This window comes from Exiguobacterium sp. EF_C8 (genome assembly GCF_054956715.1).
The window spans coordinates 648,982-666,682 of record NZ_CM143264.1 but is presented as its reverse complement, the minus strand read 5'-3'; the positions used below and the strand labels follow the sequence as shown (position 1 = coordinate 666,682).

The following is a 17,701-nucleotide window of genomic DNA, read 5'->3' as shown; positions in this document are numbered from 1 at the left end:
CATTTCCTCCTCATTCACTCAATCGTTCTTGATATAGATAATCTGCGGAGATATCCGCAAATAAGAACATGCCATTGCTGAGCGGCATACTAAACGTCCGCGTTTGTTCACTCGAGCTGAAGTCGACGTACCGTTCCGACAGATATCCGCTATGCCGTCTCTCCATTGCTACCGTCGTCCGGATAAAGTAAGGACGAAAACTCCAGTTGTATCCCTTGTAGAAGGAATACAGTTTCCACTCGCCACTCTTTTTACTGACATTCGAAGACTGTTGGAAGCCATTCGCGTCCGTGATGTAAAACCGGATGAATTCCGGCTCCATCTTCCGGGCGAGCATTAGCAGCCATTGATCGAGATCTTGCTCCGACTTCAAGGACTGACAATACTCATTAAATCGGACTGTCCAGTCTTGCTCCAGTTGGAACAGGCGATTCATCTGTTCCCGATCATATTTATAGAACATCGGGACTTCATGGATCAAGACCTCCATTCCAGGACAAGTCATGACCCATTCCGGCGCAGCCTCTCCTAAAAGATTCCCCATGTAATAGCGTCCACCATGCTGCCACGCATATCGAAGTTGACCAAGATGACTGATGTTTTTATACAAAAGTGGCGCTCCAAGCTGATCACAAAGGTGCTCCATCGTCTGTAAGAGATGCGGATACGATGCTGAGACGGTCTTTTTCTCAATCATTGAAGATAGATCGACGATCAACATATCCGGCGACATCGAAAAGACGCGTTCGAGACTCGTTGCTTCCGCGCGATCCAGCGCTACCTTCAGTCCAGAATTCTGATAGTACGCGACGATCCGGCCCAGACGATCAAAATCATCGACTTGAACATCCGTCAAAGTAACATACATCCGTTCTTTTGGAAACGACGAGTCGACCGTACGTAAAACATGCAAGAAATCTTCCCCACCGTTCTCAAACAACCAAGCCGGACGACAACGGATCAGGATGAACGCTTGTGTATCGGAGGGTACTTTTTGGAATGCTTGACGGACGACATGTCCCATGACTTCGAGCTGATACTCGACCGGAACATCATCTTCCTGAAAAAATGGTTTTAACGGTTCTCCACGAAAATGGGACTGGATTTCATACCCTTCCACCTTAAAAGGGGCAGCGCCTACGATCGGTTGAAACCACGCCTCTATCTCTTCGGGATGAACGATGACATCTAATGCGTCCATTCTATTCCCCCCTTGTACTCTTGTTCTATCTTAACAAAAAAGGAGCCTCTCTGTAACGAGAGAGCCCCCTGTTTTACGATAACGTCGTATCTTTCCGCATTGCGATATACAAATACACACCGAATGTCGCCGTCAAGTAGATGATACTCAGGACACCGTATTGAATCCCAACAGCTCCGCCCTTACCAATGGCCAGCACAAGAAAGATGATGCCACCAAATAATAAGGTCGCTAACGGAATATAACGAAAATGTCCTTTTGTCGTCCGCTCACAAATCTTTTTCGTCGCGACGATCAGTGCAACGAGACAGACGGATGCTGCTACATAAATGGTATACACGAATGATTCAGCCCTCTCCCTATCGTTCATGGCTCATTTTATCATGACCGCTTAGATAAATCATAAAAAAGAACCGACTTGTCTGTGACAAATCGGTTCGAATCGTTTACTTTTCAAAGCGTGGTTTGCGTCCACCACGGTTACGATCGCTTTCGCTACGGTTGCTACGTCCAGCATAACCGCCTTCACGACGATCTGATGAAGAAGATGAACGACCACCTTCACGACGATCGCCACCACGCGGGTTGTTTCCACGGTATCCGCCACTGCGGTTGCCGCTTCCACTTCCACCTTTGTTTCCGTAAGGACGACGGTTTCCACCACCGTTGCTACCGAAACGTTTCACGCGGATTGGTTCGATTGAAGAGATTTGGACTGGTGTTGCATCCGGCTCTTTCGTCAATCCTTTAAGTGCTGCTGAAAGAAGTTCCACTGCTTCGTACTCTTCTAAGAGTTCTTGTGCAAGTGTCGTATATTCTTTTGAGTCTTTTGCTTCAACACGTTTAATGAGTTCTTGTGCAGCAAGCTTCAAGTTGCCTTCTAAGATTTCATCAAGTGTTGGTGCATGACGACGTGACATTTTTTTGTTCGTGACACGTTCGATTGTTTTGATTTGACCGAATTCACGTGGTGTAACAAATGTGACAGCCGATCCTGTTTTACCAGCACGACCTGTACGACCGATCCGGTGAACGTAGCTTTCTGGATCTTGTGGGACATCGAAGTTGTAGACGTGTGTGACACCAGAGATGTCAAGACCACGTGCTGCAACGTCTGTCGCTACGAGGATATCGATCGTTCCTTTTTTGAAACGACGGATGACTTGGTCACGTTTTGCTTGTGTTAAGTCACCATGTAAACCATCAGCTGTGTATCCGCGTTGGATCAAGCCTTCTGTCATCTCGTCAACACGTTTTTTCGTACGACCGAAGATGATTGAAAGTTCTGGAGAATCTGTGTCGATCAAACGGCAAAGAACGTCGAATTTTTGGCTTTCTTTCAATTCGATGAATGACTGGTCGATGTTTTCAACTGTCATTTCTTTTGCTTTGACTTTGATGTGCGTTGGAGTCGTCATGAAACGATCTGCGATTTTACGAATTTGTGGTGGCATCGTTGCTGAGAACAAGAGTGTTTGACGTGTTTCAGGAAGTGCACCGAGGATTTTCTCGATATCTTCGACGAAACCCATGTTCAACATCTCATCTGCCTCGTCAAGGATGACCGTTTGAACGTGATCGAGGTTCAACGTCTTACGGTTCATGTGGTCCATCAAACGTCCTGGTGTCGCAACGACGATTTGTGGATTTTTGCGAAGTGCACGGATTTGACGATCGATTTGCTGACCGCCGTAAACAGGAAGTGCATGAACGCGTTTTACTTCACCGATCCGGTTCAATTCTTCAGCTACTTGGATTGCAAGCTCACGTGTCGGAGCAAGGATCAACGCTTGGATGTTGCGTGATTTTGCGTCAAGACGCTCGATTGTTGGGATACCGAATGCTGCAGTTTTACCAGTACCTGTTTGTGCTTGACCAATTAAGTCAACGCCGCTGAGTCCGACTGGAATTGTTTCTGCTTGGATTGGTGTTGCTTCTTCAAAGCCCATTTTTAGGACACCTTTGATAAGTGCCTCACTAAGATTTAATTCACGAAATGTTGTCAATGCTAAATACTCTCCTTTGTCATATGAAAAGCGTCTGCCACTAAACAGACGCTACCGTAACGAATACAATCGACTACCTATTATAACAGAATCTATCCCATAAAGATAGAGTGGTTTCTCTCATAATAATGTTTAGGGAAGTCACCATCATAATCGTTGCCATAAGGGCGAGGGAAAGGCGAAGTGCCCGGACCGTGCGATGAACGTCATCGCGTGCCCCCACTAGTGATGGGGTATATTCAGTAAATGGTCGCCGGTAATCAAACCAGCCGCAACCACCAAAATGATGAATTCCTTACTATCTATTCGAAACGCAGGCTTACTCGGTTTGATTATTGCGTCAACCGAATACCCGTTTCATTTTTTTCTATTTTTTTATCTTTCAACAGGCGACCGAGCGCTCGTTTGAATGCTGCCTTACTGAGACCGAATACTTCATCGATCTTCTCGGGAGCTGTCTTATCACCATACGGCATCTGACCATCATGTTCAAGTAGATGGTTCAGAATCAACTCCGCGTCTGTATCAATGGCTTCAAAGGCACGTGGTCGTGCTGAAAGTAATACTGTACCATCTGGTTTTACATTTGTCACTCGTAATTTCAAGACTTCTCCAAGACGCGGCCAACGTTCCATCTCGCGTTCATGCAAGAATCCGATTGACTGATCGTTGACCCAGACATTGACGCCTGGTTCGCGTTGTGAGAAGACGAGACCTTCGACGTCCATGTTGTTCCATTCTTCTGGAGCTGGCTTCGCTCGTAAGTTGAAGTAAGCATATGGTGCAGGGTCTCCGAGTAAACGAAGCTTTTGATCATGTTTTAGACGAATGAAAAGTTGATCGCCTTCTTCCGGCCAGAACATCCGACGTTGCGGCAAATCGTCAAGTGAGACAAGAACATCTTTTTGAATCCCGATATTCGCGAACACTCCTGTGTTATAGCGCGTCCCATTGATCGTCGTCTTGACGTAGTCTTCAAATGAAGCTTCTGGAATCGTCATCGATGATGCCAAACGTCCTTCATTATCTTGATACAAGAAGACTTCTACTTCATCATCAAGAGCTACTTTTTGTGTCTGTTCATTGTTATGCAACAACACATCTTCATTTCCATCTGTCAAAAACACTCCGAACTCTGCTTCACGTTCTACTTTTAATGTGACAACCTGTCCTGCGCGTAATCCCATTTCGGGTCATCTCCTCTCTCTATTTGAATTGGTTCAAGTTCATTCGAACCATCCTTCTGTTCTTTCCCTACCATACTATACTCTTTTTCTGTTCACCTCTGAAATCGACCACACGATGACAGTTGTGACATATTTGTGAACGAAACACATTTGCGTGATTTTTTTGAAAAAAAGATATATGATTAAATAACAGGAAAAAGAAGGTTTAGTTTAGGTAAATATGGGGGATAAAAATGTTTCATAATATTCAATCGCGTTCGTTCGCTCGACGCTTCACGAAAACATTGGTTTTTGCATTTTTTGCTTTCCTTGCTACGATTGGAATCGTTTTTGCAGAAGGATCAAACAGTACAGATATGACTCCGAAGACACCAGCGCTTCAGCAAATCGATCGCCCTTAAAATCTACACCTTCCGTGTGGATTTTTTTATTTTTTCCGGACATTTACAGGACGATAAAGGAAAATCAAGTTCAACCTCGAATTAGATGAACATACCTATATTTTAATTTCGAGGAGGAAACGGACGTGCTCTTCTACTTATTCACGACGATTGCGGGTCTCATCACTACATACTTAAGTTTTGTTACCGGTTATTATACAAGTTCGATTGGTGTTTTCGTCTTTACGTTAGCGATTTGCCTATCGTTATCATCGATTCGACAGTTACTCCGTACGTCCTATCTGACTTACATTGAATACATTCAATACCGTCGCGTCAAAAAACAGTACGAACGCATGAAAAAACGAGAACAGTCTTATCAAATTGCCTATCCTAATCGAGATTCGAGTACACCACTTGCATTCTCTGGGACAGACCAGCATGATAAATAAAGAACACGATTTCATCACCTAGGAGGAACAGATTCATTATGAACGAAATCCCTTTATCAAACGGTTGGACACTCCGCTACTCACCTGTCATCGATTTATGGTTGAAGGAAGATGGCGTACTGCTCGTAGATCACGAAGATAAGGTCCGCTTGACTCTCATCTTGGATGAAGAGACGATGGAAATCAAACAGATCGACAACACGAACGCTACGTTCTCCGTTGATCCGACGACACGTCGCCTCACTTTCGAACTTGGAGAAAGCGAAGAGGAATCTGAGCCTCGTTACTGGGAATAATCATGGAGACCGGGTGCGACACCTGGTCTTTTTTTGTACAATAACATCAGCAATGAAAAAAAGGAGCTGTCACTTTACCATGATCCGTACTGTCATTTGGTTCATTTATTTTGGACTTGTCTTACCCTGTACCTTACCGTTTTTACCAACCGCAAAACGTCGAACGCATCTCGCGCGCTATGCATTCGTTCAGCGTGTAGCGAGCGCCTGGGCGAACTCTCTCCTCCGACTCGCTGGCGTTCGTGTCCATGTGACGGGGCATGAACATATCCCGGCAAATGAACCTGTCGTGTTCATCTCGAATCACCAAGGAAACTTCGATGTTCCGATTCTACTTGGAAAAATCGATAAACCAAAAGCATTCATCTCAAAAATCGAAGTGAATAAAATTCCAATCGTTAATGTCTGGATGAATCTGATGGGGTGTGTCATGATTGACCGAAAAGACCGACGCCAGTCCCTAAAAGCGATCCGCTCTGGTGTCGACACGATCAAGGACGGACAATCAATGATCATCTTCCCAGAAGGAACACGTTCAAAAGGCGGACCGATGGCGGAATTCAAAGCAGGAAGTTTTACCCTTGCGACATCAAGTGGCGCACGCGTCGTACCCGTCGCGATTTCAGGTAGTTATCGTGTCATGGAGGAAACGGGTAAGATCCGTCCGGCTACAGTCGAAGTCACGATCTTGCCGTCGATTGATCCGAGCACGATGACACAGAAAGAACTCGTCCAGACGGTCGAACATCAAATCAAACAGATTGTAGAAGGTGTCTAATATGTTAATGAAAGTAGAAAATCTCAAAAAAGAATTTGCCGATAAAATTGTCTTCGAAGATGTCACGTTTTCTGTCTCTCCTGGTGACCGGATCGGTATCATTGGCGTCAACGGTACCGGTAAATCGACCCTCCTGCACATTCTAGCAGGCAAAGAAACAGCAGATGCTGGTACGATCCATCATCCAAATGATTATCGGATCCGTTTGCTATCGCAAACGACCGATTATCCGGAAGATCGGACTGTCATGGAAGTACTCCTTTCGGGTGACACACCAACGATCAACGCGTTGCGCCACTACGAAACGGCACGACTAGCGCTCGAACAGGATCCGACAAGTGAGACGTTACTCAACCGCTTCATCACAGCGCAAACCGAGGTTGATGCCGCGCAAGCGTGGGACACGGAATCGCGTTTAAAAATGATCTTAAACAAACTCGGCATCCTCGACTTGAACGCGTTGATCGGCTCTCTTTCCGGAGGACAACGTAAGCGCGTCGGACTCGCTGAAGCCTTACTCGATGAAGCCGATCTCCTCCTGCTTGATGAGCCGACGAACGAACTTGATGCCGAGACGATCAGCTGGCTTGAGACTCAAATCAAGGAATACCGTGGTGCGATTCTACTAATCACTCATGATCGCTATTTCTTGAATCGTGTCACGAATCATATGATGGAGATCGCAAATGGAACAGCTTATTTCTATGTCGGAAACTATGAATCGTTTCTTGAAAAACGTGCCGAACGTCGTGAACGGACGGCTTCTATGGAGGAAAAACGTCAAAACATCCTCCGTCGCGAACTCGCTTGGTTGCGTCGCGGAGCAAAAGCACGGACGACGAAACAAAAAGCCCGGATCCAGCGCGTGGATGCTTTACAAGACCTTTCGTATGAGGAAGAAGAAGCGACACTTGAAGTACAGGTCGGTTCGACCCGCCTCGGCAAGAAAGTCATTGAAGCATATGACGTCTCGCACCGATTTGGTGAACGGACACTTTTTGAATCGTTTGACGCTCTGATCGGACGCAAAGAGCGGTATGGCATCGTTGGTCGAAACGGTAGTGGAAAATCGACACTTCTTTCAATCCTCGCGAAACGCTTAGAGCCAACAACGGGTGAGATCATTCACGGCGAAACGGTGAAGATTGGTTTTTACGGTCAATTCGCCGAATTCACGCATCCCGAACGCCGCGTCATCGATGAGGTCGAACGGATCGCAAAAGTCATTACGACACTCGCCGGTGAGGAGATCACAGCAAGTCAGATGCTCGAACAATTTCTCTTTAAACCGGAAGCACAATATAAACAAATCGGCAAGCTTTCTGGTGGCGAAAAGCGACGTCTGAAATTGTTAACGATTTTGATGGAAGAACCGAACGTCCTCTTCCTTGATGAGCCGACGAACGACTTGGATACCGAGACCTTATCCGTACTAGAAGATTATTTAGAATCATTCCCAGGTACTGTCATCACAGTCAGTCATGATCGCTACTTCCTCGACCGGGTCGTCGATCGCCTGATTGCATTTGAAGATGGAAACATCATTTTTTATTACGGACAATATACAGACTATCTTGAGCAAATGGCAGCACCCGTTCCCTCAATCGTCGTTGAAAAAACGGCAGAGGTTGCTACAGCACCAAAAACAGAGACGCCAAAGAAACTAAGTTATCAGGAACAACAAGATTGGGCTATCATTGAGCAACAAATTGAAGAGAGTGAAGTTGAACTAGAGCAATTAGAGGCTGATCTCGCTTCAGCAGGAAGTGATCTCGGAAAGGTCAATGAATTGTATCAAGCCATCGAAAAGACCAAAGCGACGCTTGACGAGCGAATGGAATATTGGACATATCTTTCTGAAAAAATCGAGGCATTTGAAAACCATCGCCAATCTCATCAATAAATCCGATAAGCGGAGTTCTTCACTTAGAAGAGTTCCGCTTTTTTTATGAAATAGAAAACATCTCTTACTTTTATTTTTAATTATGAAAATAAATGTGAATTCATATTAGATATCGGGTAATGTTATAGCATATTTCGTTTTGGAGGAAGGCTTGCGAAAGGAGGAGTTCTAGTGAAACGGATGGTTCAAAACATCTACCCTATCGTCGCATTCTACTTAGTCATTACTTACATACTGCTCTGGCTATTGCCACAAGACCTTTCGTTACAACTCTCGGCAGTCATTAGTTTAAGCGGTTCTTTCATGATTTTCTTATTTAGTCGATCGACGGCTTTCAAACAACCTTCCCTTCCGTACAAGTGGTTATCCATCGCCTTCTTCTCTTATTTTTTGGGCGATTTCCTGAATATGATTGGACGTTTCTTTCAATGGAACGATGTCAATTTGAACGTCTTGCTGGATTTACCTTATACGATTCATTTGACAATGATGGTCCTTTTCTTTTTCCGACAATTAGATTTGACATTATTCAAAAAACAAAAGTTATTGATTCTTGATTCCTTGACTTTATTCGCTGTTTCAATGATTGCTGGATATATCGCTATTTTCCGCTTTGTTCCCTCTTATACGCGAACGACACTCGAGCAAATCAGTTGGACATTTTATGCCTTCTTGACAATTTTGTTGACGCTTTTCTTTTTTTTACTCTATGCGTCTGGGTTAAGACGGAACGTATCACGATCAGGATTTATCTTTCTTGTCCTCGGAACATTCATTCTCGGCATGACGAACTTCGTGTTTTATACCTTGTTATTAAACGGTGAACCGCAAATATCGGGTCTATTGCTTCCGCTATATCCACTTAGCGGTCTGTTCCTCATCGCCTTTCTGAACACACGTACACTTCCCATTAGTCGTGAGGAGCAAGCAAATCTCATTCGAGTCGAGACACTTACGCGTTCACTGTTGGTTTACATCTTATTATCTGCGCTGATTCTTTATATTACGTTTTTTCCTGTCTCTCGAACCTTCTTCTTGTTGTCTATTGGTATTACGTTTTTATTATTTTTAACACGGCAGCTTTTTTCATACCGGGAAAATCTTCGGTTGTTACATGAAACAACGGCATTACAAACGAATCTAGAAGACATCGTTCATCAAAAAACAGAGTTGCTACAGTTGCGTGAAAAAGAACTGACGTCACTTTTTTTGTCTTATCCAGAAATCGTTTTTGAAATCGATGACATGTATCAGATTCGATCCGTCAATCCAGCCGCTGCAGAAGCAGGATGGAATGATTTACCGCTCGGACCGAGTCAACGTCGTCAACTTGATCGGCTCATCCCGTTGCTTCAACAAAAGCAGTCGACCTATCCTGCTCACCTCCTACATGTACCTGCTACGGACGAACATCCAGAAACCTTTTTGAATACGACAATCATCGATATTCCACATCAGCAACGCTATTTCGTCGTCTTAGCGGATGTCACAGAAGACTATCAACAGGAAGTATGGCTAGAACGTATGGGATACCATGACTCACTCACTCGTTTACCAAACCGGCGTTACTTTGAGGAGCAACTCTATCTAACTCTGCCAACGCTAGATTATGGCTCCTTATTATTCATAGATTTGGACGGATTCAAACAAATCAATGACACCTATGGACATGATGTCGGTGATTTACTGCTACAAGAAACAGCAACGCGTCTTCAATCAATGACGACGCCAACTGATCTCGTCGCACGCCTTGGTGGAGATGAATTCTTGATCTTCATTCAGGCATCTGCCTCGGAAACTCGACAGTTTGCCGAACACGTTCTCGAAATCCTAAATTATCCATTCTATATCAACACGTATACACTTCGTATCACACCATCTATCGGAATTTCCTTATACCCTGAAGACGGTAAGAGTTCAGAACAGTTATTGATTCGGGCAGACGAAGCCATGTACCAGATCAAGAAGAACGAGAAAAATAACTATATGTTCGCTGTCCACATCAAACGTTAGGAGGGATCCCGTGCTTAAATCAAACTACTTCATCCGTTGGTTCCCTGCCATGCTCGTAATCTCTTTTATTCTAATGATCCTTACTACATGGACTCCTTCCATCTCTAATGGGATTGTCGAACAGGTACTTCAGTATGTATCACTTGGGTTGATCGCTTACTTCATTCTTACGGCTTATCGTAAGGAACAAATATTAGTCGTACCCAGACGAAATTTCTGGCTGATTGCTTTAGGATCACTGGTTTTATCCTATATCGGTTCCATTTTTGAGACGTTACGTTTTGTCTATTCAGACTTTCCAATTCCATCTATTTATAGCCTGATTTTATTTTCAATATCCCATTACGTATTCTTATACGCGATTTTTTACCGAATCATCACAAAACGAACACTCGGACAACATGTACTTGCTTTCGTTGATGCCGCGATTATCGTCATTTTCATTGGACTTGTCGCATTCCATGTCCTCAATGAACTGACGAACCCTGGGCTTCAGACTGTTCCTTATGCCATCATCGTCATTACGAACACATCACTCGGTCTGTTCGTTTTTTTCTATTTTACGTTCATCCAAGAAACACATTGGGTATCACGGATGGCCTTATTTCTATTATTCTTATCCATTTTCATTCGTGGTATCTATGAAGTCTCTAGTGTCTACTTCCCTGATTTTTCAGCGAATTATCTGGTGTTCTTCCCGATATTGATTCGTTTGGCGCAAAGCGCAGCTATTCTATGGCATGTTGATCATATTGAAGAAGGAACTGCTCGAACGACGGTCATTCCCCGTTCGTGGCTTCCTTTACTGGCCATCCCTTTGTTCATCCACTACATGGTGGAACAAGAAGGTGGAAAACTCGACATCTTTATCATCTTATTCCTACTAATCGTTCGACAAATCTTGATTGCCCGTCAACATGGGTTGATTGTCGCACAATTACACGAACGAAATGAACAACTCGCTTCACGCATTGAACATCGAAAACAACAAATCCAAGATAGTGAACAACAGGTCATTCCACTCTTCCTCGGTCATCCTGATCCGATGATTCGACTCGATCAGTCCGGCACTGCGCTGTACGCGAATTTAGCTGCCCAACGTCTGTTTCATTTGCCAGATATGACGATTGAACATGTTCCTCGTACGATGCGTCATTTGTTAGAAATGCTCGAAACGAACGTTGATGAGTATGAGGATGAACAAAGTCGCCGCTATGAAATCATTGATATTCCGATTCAAATTGCCGCTACCTCGATGGGACGATTCACGATTTTACATGATGTCACGGAAAGCAAAATTCGTCAAAAGAGAATCGAATACCATGCCTATCATGATGCTTTGACTAATATCGGAAACCGTCGTTCCTTAGAACGAGATTTCTCAAATCGACTCTCCGATAAGAATTATCTTGCCTTAGTCGATTTAGATGGATTTAAGCAAGTCAATGATACGTATGGTCACGAGGCAGGAGATTATGTATTAATTGAAGTTGCGAAGCGATTGAGCGAACATACAAGTTCTTCGGAATCCGTGTATCGCCTCGGTGGAGATGAATTCGCGATCCTTTTACAAGCCGATGATGAACTCTCCTTACGCCGAAAATGTAAATCCTTTTTACAATTTTTAAGACGTCCCTATGTCTACAAAGGACAATCTTTATTCGTTTCCGCAAGCATCGGAGTGACAGCGTGTCATGAGGCCGATCTTGAAACATGTTTAAAGCAAGCCGATCTTGCCATGTATCGCGTGAAACATCGGGATAAGAATGATGTCGCTTTATATCGAGCGGACCCATGAAAAAAACCTAGGACATATGACTTTTTGTAGTCAACGTGTCCTAGGTTTTTTGAGTTATTCTTCTGGTCTTGGTGCAATGTTACCTTCTTCGATATCGAGGAGCAAGTCGATTAATTCCGCACAAAACTCTGGATATTGACGAAGTAACGCGTCTTCTCCCACTTCATCCACGAAGTCCGTCAACAAAGCGAGGACTTCTGGTACTAATGCGCGCGCTACCTTCATGTAGGCAATCGCAAAGCGCCACTTACCAGAAATATAGAGCAGTTTCCCAATCAACAGATCCCCCGGTTCGACTTCAATCTCAGCCAAATCCGTTTGATACGTCTGTTTCGACATTAAATCAACAACACCATCTGCATCGACTTGAAACAGCGACGGCATCGGGTCAGCTAATCCACGCAAGGCGCGATAGAGACTAGGTGATAGCTCGTCTTTTATCTGCTCGAGAAAACGACCGTGCGGTGTTTTTCCTTGATCATCCGTTTCATAGAAGATCGCCCAGTCAACGAATAAGTCCCGGAACAATTCAGCATCTTTTAAATACCAACGTCCTTCTGTCGCAATCTCTTCAATGAAAGCGACCCAGTCCGTACTGCGTGCTGTTGCTGCTTCCTGATACATTTTCTTCAAGGCTGCATTCATTTCCGCTTCAGAAACCGTCGTCGGAAATGGAATTACTTTTCGATCGTTCTTCATTTCGATCGCCCTTTCCGGTGAGGAGTAGCCGGTCGCTTAATCGTCTGAGGAGCTGTGAATTCACGTTTCGGAATGACTTCTCCGCGGTAAATTTCCATTGGCTCCATCTCGACGCCCATTTGCTTTGCAAGTGTTTTTAAGTGTTTTAAATCTTGATCCGTGACAAGTGCAAGTACCATCCCATTTGCGTTTCCGCGTCCCGTCCGACCTGAACGGTGTACGAAATCGTCAAGCGACTCCGGTAAATCGTAATGGACGACGTGTGTGACCGCTTCGATATCAAGCCCACGCGCCGCAAGACCTGTCGTGACGAGTAAAGGAAACTCTCCCTTTTTATAAGAACGCAAGGTCTCCATCCGCTCTCGTTTTCCTTTTTCAGCGTCTAAAATCCGGTATTTCAGTGAGAATTTACTCAACTCGCCATTCAATGGTCCAAGGAATGAGCGATTGTTGATGAATGTCAGCACTTTTGATCCTTGCATGTTCGCCAGACGACGTAACAATTCCGGTTTCTGACGACGTGAAGTCTCCAAATAACCGAATGTCACTTGTGTGCTGACGGCACGCTCAACACGAATCGTCTCAGGATCATTCGCAAGCGTCCGTCCCCATTCTGCTGTCCGTTCCGGCAATGTCGCTGAGACAAATGCCAGTTGTCGATCGCGTAGCGCACTATTTGCGATTCGCGTCGCCGAGTCACTCATGCCACTTTCATAAATTTGATCCGCTTCATCTAAAACAATCAATTTCACCTTATGCATCTTCAGCTTCTTCGAATCAATCAACTCGACGAGACGTCCCGGTGTTCCGACGATGATTTGCGGCTTTTTCTTCAATCGTTCATATTGTCGCTTTAATTCAACACCACCAATGAATGCACCGGATTTGATACCACTTCCTTGAGCAAATAATTGAATGACTTGATGAATTTGCATGACGAGTTCCCGTGTTGGTGCCGTGATGACGACTTGCACGTGTGGCTCTTCCACTTCAATCTTTTCTAAAGCTGGAATGACATAAGCAAGCGTCTTCCCTGTTCCTGTCGGCGCTTCAGCTAGGACATCTTTTCCTTCGCGCAACAACGGAATCGCTTGTTCTTGAACAGGCATCAACTCTGTAAAGCGCGCCCGTTCCCATGCTTCCTGTAAAAATGGTTTTGTAAAGTTCATAACGATTTCTCCTACTCTCTTAATTCCATCATGCCGTTACGTATTCGACATGATCTCCTGATGCATCACGGTATCCCCGTAATGTCTGTGTATATTCATTTCCTGCGTCGAGCAATCGGATGTGGAACCGGACTTCTTCTTCACCAGCTTCTTCCTTTAAAATCTCGAAGCCTTGGATGACACGATCCTGTAATTCTGCAGCGAGTGCCGGATACACGGCAAGACTCGCATACGTCGCTTTTACGTCCACGGGACGGCGAACAAGCGCAATCCAGTACGATTCATCATAGCCGATAAAGTCTTCATAATCAAAATCATCTTCAAACCGAATCCAGAATCCATCACCTTCAAATTCTGTGATCATCCCAGTTCGCGTCGAACCTTCCGATCCGATTTTCAGCGAGACCCAGTCTCCCGACTGATAATCTCCTTGTTGCGTTAATGACACATACTCCATTTGGCACACCTCCACGTTCTATGTTCCCTTTTTCATTGTCAACGATACGTCCTAAAAACACAAGATACCGTAACGTGACATTCCTCACAGTTTCAACTGTGCTAGTGGATCTTTTTCAAATCAGCTCATACAGTTTCGTGAAACTCTTGATTTACCAGACTTCAACTGTTTTTTAATCTTCACTCTTTCATAAGTACAGAAATAAGGAAAGCCCGTCATATCAACGTTTGTTCACTTGTTAAAATATTCACATGAACGTAAAGGGAATCTCTACCTCCTTTTGTTACACTATTCACATAAGGAACTGATCATTAGCTCAATTTTAAAGGAGTGGTATCCATGTTATTAGAAAAAACGAGTGCCTGGGCAAACTTTACGTCTGGCGAATGGATCAAGACAATCGATGTTGCAGACTTCATCCGGCTCAATCGCACGGAATATACAGGTGATGATCACTTTTTAGTCGATCCGACTCAAGCGACGCAACGGCTTTGGCAACAAATTCTACAGTTGACGAATGAAGAACGACAACGTGGTGGTGTGTATGCCGTCGATGCCAAGACACCATCAACGATTCTCTCGCATGATGCAGGGTATCTGGATCCCTCTCTTGAAAAAATCGTCGGCTTACAGACGGATGAACCGTTCAAACGTTCAATTCATCCGAACGGCGGGATTCGGATGGTGAATGATGCCTTAGCTGCGTATGGCTTTGAAGCAGACGAGACCGTCACGAAAATTTTCAGCGATTACCGAAAAACACACAACCAAGGGGTTTTTGATGCTTATACTCCAGAGATGCGCGCCGCGCGTAAAGCCGGTATCATCACAGGATTACCAGACGCCTATGGACGTGGGCGGATCATTGGCGACTATCGTCGTGTCGCTTTGTACGGAACAGCACGTTTGATTGAAGAACGTAAGCGAGACTTGAAGGCACGTGGCGGCTTCCTCTCTGAATCGATGATCCGCGACCGCGAAGAAATGAATGAACAATTGCGCGCATTAACGGAATTGACCGAGCTTGGAACTCGCTATGGTTTTGATCTCTCCCGCCCTGCAGAAACAGCACAAGAAGCATTCCAGTGGGTCTATCTTGCTTATCTTGCTGCGATCAAAGAACAAAATGGTGCAGCTATGTCACTCGGTCGAGTCTCGACGTTCCTCGATATTTATGTCGAACGTGATCTTGCGACCGGCCGCTTGACGGAAGAAACAGCACAAGAGCTCGTCGATCATTTTGTCATGAAACTTCGGATCGTCAAATTCTTACGAACACCGGACTATAACGATCTCTTCTCTGGCGACCCGACGTGGGTAACGGAATCGATTGGCGGGATGAGTGAAGATGGTCGATCAAATGTCACGAAAAGTTCATTCCGCTTCTTACACACGCTCTCGACACTCGGTCCGGCACCTGAACCGAATCTAACTGTTCTCTGGTCCACTCAGCTTCCACGCGGATTCAAGGAATTCTGCGCGAAGATGTCGATCATATCAAGCTCGATTCAGTATGAGAACGATGATTTGATGTTGCCGGTTTATGGGGATGATTACGGCATCGCTTGTTGTGTCTCCGCGATGCGGATCGGGAAACAGATGCAGTTCTTCGGTGCTCGAGCAAACCTTGCAAAAGCATTACTTTATACAATCAATGGCGGAATGGACGAGAAGCTCAAAATTCAAGTCGCCCCAGCCACACCATTGATGCTCGACGAAGTACTCGATTACGAGACAGTCATGGCGGCTTACGATCGTCAACTCGATTGGCTCGCGGAACTGTACGTCAACACACTGAATGTCATCCACTACATGCATGATAAGTACAGTTACGAACGGATTGAAATGGCTTTACATGATCCGGAAATCTTACGGACGATGGCATGCGGCATCGCTGGTTTATCGGTCGTCGCTGACAGTCTATCCGCTATTCGTTATGCAACAGTCCGCCCGATCCGAGATGCGGATGGGATTGCAGTTGATTTCAAGATCGAAGGTGAGTTTCCAAAGTTCGGGAATAACGATGAACGAGTCGATCAGATGGCGGTTGATCTCGTGACATTGTTCATGGAGAAAATCCGTAAACATCCAACGTATCGAAATGCGCTCCCGACACAGTCTGTCCTGACGATTACTTCAAACGTTGTCTATGGTAAGAAAACAGGAAATACACCCGATGGACGCCGTGCGGGTGAACCATTTGCACCCGGTGCTAACCCGATGCATGGACGTGATACCCGTGGTGCTATCGCTGCTCTGACGTCTGTCGGGAAACTACCATATGAACATGCGCTCGATGGTATCTCCTACACGTTCTCGATCGTTCCAAAAGCACTTGGTAAGGAGGAAGCAACACGTATTCGCAATACGGTCGGATTACTTGACGGATATATGGGTGGTACGACTTCAAAAGGTCATCACTTGAATGTCAACGTCTTCGACCGTGAGACGTTACTCGATGCCATGGAGCATCCAGAACAGTATCCACAGTTAACGATTCGGGTTTCCGGTTATGCCGTCAACTTCATTAAACTGACGCGTGAACAACAGATTGATGTCATCAATCGTACGTTCCACGGTTCTCTCTAAAATGATGTGTAGTATGTGAAAGGAAGTGAGCAGAATGACCTATGGTATGATCCATTCCGTTGAATCATGTGGAACAGTCGATGGTCCTGGCATTCGATTCATCGTCTTTACGCAAGGATGTCCACTACGGTGTCAATACTGTCATAACGTGGATACATGGGAGTTCGGTTGCGGACAGCGTGTCTCAGCAGACGAAGTCGTAAAAGAAGCGATCAGCTATCGCTCCTTTTTCGAGGCGACGGGTGGCGGAATCACCTTCTCTGGAGGTGAACCGCTCGCTCAGCCAGAGTTCCTAGAGGCTGCTTTAACAGAAGCGAAGCGGCATGGACTGCATACGGTCATCGATACCGCTGGATCTGTCGTCCCAAAAAACATCGACGCCATTCTCGATGCGACGGATTTGGTTCTGCTCGATATCAAGCATATCGACGATGCTGCTTGTCGCGTCTTGACTGGACGGAGTAACGCCAATACACTCGCCTTCGCAAAACGCCTAGCCGAGCGAAACATTCCCGTCTGGATTCGCCACGTCCTCGTTCCAGGTATTACGATGTCGGAACATTTCCTCCGTCAGACCGGCGAGTTCATCCGGGCGCTCGGAAACGTCGAGCGCGTCGAGGTACTGCCGTATCATCAACTCGGAGTCTATAAGTGGGAAAACCTTGGTCTTGCTTATCCGTTAACTGATGTGCTTCCCCCTTCACGAGAAGAAACAAACGCTGCGCAAACCCTACTTGAATCGTACTTGTGTTAACGTTTCCAATTTGTTACAA

General features: G+C 45.2%; 16 protein-coding genes. 9 read left to right on the top strand and 7 right to left on the bottom strand.

What is annotated here, in order from left to right:
• Positions 1–10: 10 nt before the first annotated feature.
• From ACY2IG_RS03480 to ACY2IG_RS03465, 4 genes are all read right to left on the bottom strand, one after another.
• Positions 11–1,201, bottom strand: a complete 1,191-nt coding sequence (locus ACY2IG_RS03480) for an EAL-associated domain-containing protein (protein ID WP_462618371.1) — start codon at positions 1,199–1,201, stop codon at positions 11–13.
• Positions 1,202–1,274: 73 nt separating this feature from the next.
• On the bottom strand, positions 1,275–1,541 hold the full coding sequence (locus ACY2IG_RS03475; RefSeq protein WP_035412663.1) for a hypothetical protein: 267 nt from the start codon (positions 1,539–1,541) through the stop codon (positions 1,275–1,277).
• Between the two features lie 106 nt (positions 1,542–1,647).
• On the bottom strand, positions 1,648–3,207 hold the full coding sequence (locus ACY2IG_RS03470) for a DEAD/DEAH box helicase (RefSeq protein WP_035412660.1): 1,560 nt from the start codon (positions 3,205–3,207) through the stop codon (positions 1,648–1,650).
• Between the two features lie 332 nt (positions 3,208–3,539).
• Positions 3,540–4,394: a CvfB family protein gene (locus tag ACY2IG_RS03465; RefSeq protein WP_035412657.1), complete on the bottom strand. Its 855-nt coding sequence runs from the start codon at positions 4,392–4,394 to the stop codon at positions 3,540–3,542.
• Positions 4,395–4,627: 233 nt separating this feature from the next.
• Between ACY2IG_RS03465 and ACY2IG_RS03460 the strand changes: the two genes are divergently transcribed.
• From ACY2IG_RS03460 to ACY2IG_RS03430, 7 genes are all read left to right on the top strand, one after another.
• Positions 4,628–4,795: a hypothetical protein gene (locus ACY2IG_RS03460; protein ID WP_023467274.1), complete on the top strand. Its 168-nt coding sequence runs from the start codon at positions 4,628–4,630 to the stop codon at positions 4,793–4,795.
• Between the two features lie 125 nt (positions 4,796–4,920).
• Complete coding sequence (locus ACY2IG_RS03455; protein ID WP_035412654.1) at positions 4,921–5,226, top strand: hypothetical protein; 306 nt, start codon at positions 4,921–4,923, stop codon at positions 5,224–5,226.
• Between the two features lie 38 nt (positions 5,227–5,264).
• The gene (locus tag ACY2IG_RS03450; protein ID WP_023467272.1) at positions 5,265–5,522 is read left to right on the top strand and encodes a hypothetical protein; all 258 of its coding nucleotides are present in this window, start codon (positions 5,265–5,267) and stop codon (positions 5,520–5,522) included.
• Positions 5,523–5,601: 79 nt separating this feature from the next.
• Complete coding sequence (locus tag ACY2IG_RS03445) at positions 5,602–6,300, top strand: lysophospholipid acyltransferase family protein (RefSeq protein ID WP_035412648.1); 699 nt, start codon at positions 5,602–5,604, stop codon at positions 6,298–6,300.
• Between the two features lies 1 nt (position 6,301).
• Positions 6,302–8,203: an ABC-F family ATP-binding cassette domain-containing protein gene (locus ACY2IG_RS03440; protein WP_035412645.1), complete on the top strand. Its 1,902-nt coding sequence runs from the start codon at positions 6,302–6,304 to the stop codon at positions 8,201–8,203.
• A 180-nt stretch (positions 8,204–8,383) separates the two neighbouring features.
• On the top strand, positions 8,384–10,216 hold the full coding sequence (locus ACY2IG_RS03435) for a diguanylate cyclase domain-containing protein (protein ID WP_462618714.1): 1,833 nt from the start codon (positions 8,384–8,386) through the stop codon (positions 10,214–10,216).
• A gap of 10 nt (positions 10,217–10,226) precedes the next feature.
• Positions 10,227–12,014, top strand: coding sequence for a GGDEF domain-containing protein (locus ACY2IG_RS03430; protein WP_056063607.1), 1,788 nt, complete (start codon positions 10,227–10,229; stop codon positions 12,012–12,014).
• A 54-nt stretch (positions 12,015–12,068) separates the two neighbouring features.
• On the opposite strand, the gene ACY2IG_RS03425 is transcribed toward ACY2IG_RS03430, so the two are convergent.
• From ACY2IG_RS03425 to ACY2IG_RS03415, 3 genes are read right to left on the bottom strand one after another with little or no spacing between them, the layout of a single operon-like run.
• Positions 12,069–12,713 carry a hypothetical protein gene (locus tag ACY2IG_RS03425; protein ID WP_035412639.1) on the bottom strand — a complete coding sequence of 215 codons (645 nt, stop codon included), beginning with the start codon at positions 12,711–12,713 and terminating at the stop codon, positions 12,069–12,071.
• Positions 12,710–13,882, bottom strand: a complete 1,173-nt coding sequence (locus tag ACY2IG_RS03420; protein WP_035412637.1) for a DEAD/DEAH box helicase — start codon at positions 13,880–13,882, stop codon at positions 12,710–12,712. Before ACY2IG_RS03420 ends, ACY2IG_RS03425 begins: the two co-directional genes overlap by 4 nt.
• A 28-nt stretch (positions 13,883–13,910) precedes the next feature.
• Positions 13,911–14,339, bottom strand: coding sequence for a hypothetical protein (locus ACY2IG_RS03415; RefSeq protein ID WP_035412635.1), 429 nt, complete (start codon positions 14,337–14,339; stop codon positions 13,911–13,913).
• Between the two features lie 339 nt (positions 14,340–14,678).
• Between ACY2IG_RS03415 and pflB the strand changes: the two genes are divergently transcribed.
• Positions 14,679–16,928, top strand: a complete 2,250-nt coding sequence (gene pflB, locus ACY2IG_RS03410) for a formate C-acetyltransferase (protein ID WP_290753938.1) — start codon at positions 14,679–14,681, stop codon at positions 16,926–16,928.
• A 34-nt stretch (positions 16,929–16,962) separates the two neighbouring features.
• A complete protein-coding gene (gene pflA / locus ACY2IG_RS03405; RefSeq protein ID WP_462618370.1) occupies positions 16,963–17,682 on the top strand; it encodes a pyruvate formate-lyase-activating protein in 720 nt (239 codons plus the stop codon).
• Positions 17,683–17,701: the final 19 nt, after the last annotated feature.

What these genes read in the sequence shown, in the direction of transcription:
- ACY2IG_RS03480 (WP_462618371.1), bottom strand. Translation starts at nt 1,201, where the DNA reads ATGGACGCATTAGATGTCATCGTTCATCCCGAAGAGATAGAGGCGTGG.
- ACY2IG_RS03465 (WP_035412657.1), bottom strand. Translation starts at nt 4,394, where the DNA reads ATGGGATTACGCGCAGGACAGGTTGTCACATTAAAAGTAGAACGTGAA.
- ACY2IG_RS03460 (WP_023467274.1), top strand. Translation starts at nt 4,628, where the DNA reads ATGTTTCATAATATTCAATCGCGTTCGTTCGCTCGACGCTTCACGAAA.
- ACY2IG_RS03450 (WP_023467272.1), top strand. Translation starts at nt 5,265, where the DNA reads ATGAACGAAATCCCTTTATCAAACGGTTGGACACTCCGCTACTCACCT.
- ACY2IG_RS03445 (WP_035412648.1), top strand. Translation starts at nt 5,602, where the DNA reads ATGATCCGTACTGTCATTTGGTTCATTTATTTTGGACTTGTCTTACCC.
- ACY2IG_RS03440 (WP_035412645.1), top strand. Translation starts at nt 6,302, where the DNA reads ATGTTAATGAAAGTAGAAAATCTCAAAAAAGAATTTGCCGATAAAATT.
- ACY2IG_RS03435 (WP_462618714.1), top strand. Translation starts at nt 8,384, where the DNA reads ATGGTTCAAAACATCTACCCTATCGTCGCATTCTACTTAGTCATTACT.
- ACY2IG_RS03425 (WP_035412639.1), bottom strand. Translation starts at nt 12,713, where the DNA reads ATGAAGAACGATCGAAAAGTAATTCCATTTCCGACGACGGTTTCTGAA.
- ACY2IG_RS03420 (WP_035412637.1), bottom strand. Translation starts at nt 13,882, where the DNA reads ATGAACTTTACAAAACCATTTTTACAGGAAGCATGGGAACGGGCGCGC.
- ACY2IG_RS03415 (WP_035412635.1), bottom strand. Translation starts at nt 14,339, where the DNA reads ATGGAGTATGTGTCATTAACGCAACAAGGAGATTATCAGTCGGGAGAC.
- pflB (WP_290753938.1), top strand. Translation starts at nt 14,679, where the DNA reads ATGTTATTAGAAAAAACGAGTGCCTGGGCAAACTTTACGTCTGGCGAA.
- pflA (WP_462618370.1), top strand. Translation starts at nt 16,963, where the DNA reads ATGACCTATGGTATGATCCATTCCGTTGAATCATGTGGAACAGTCGAT.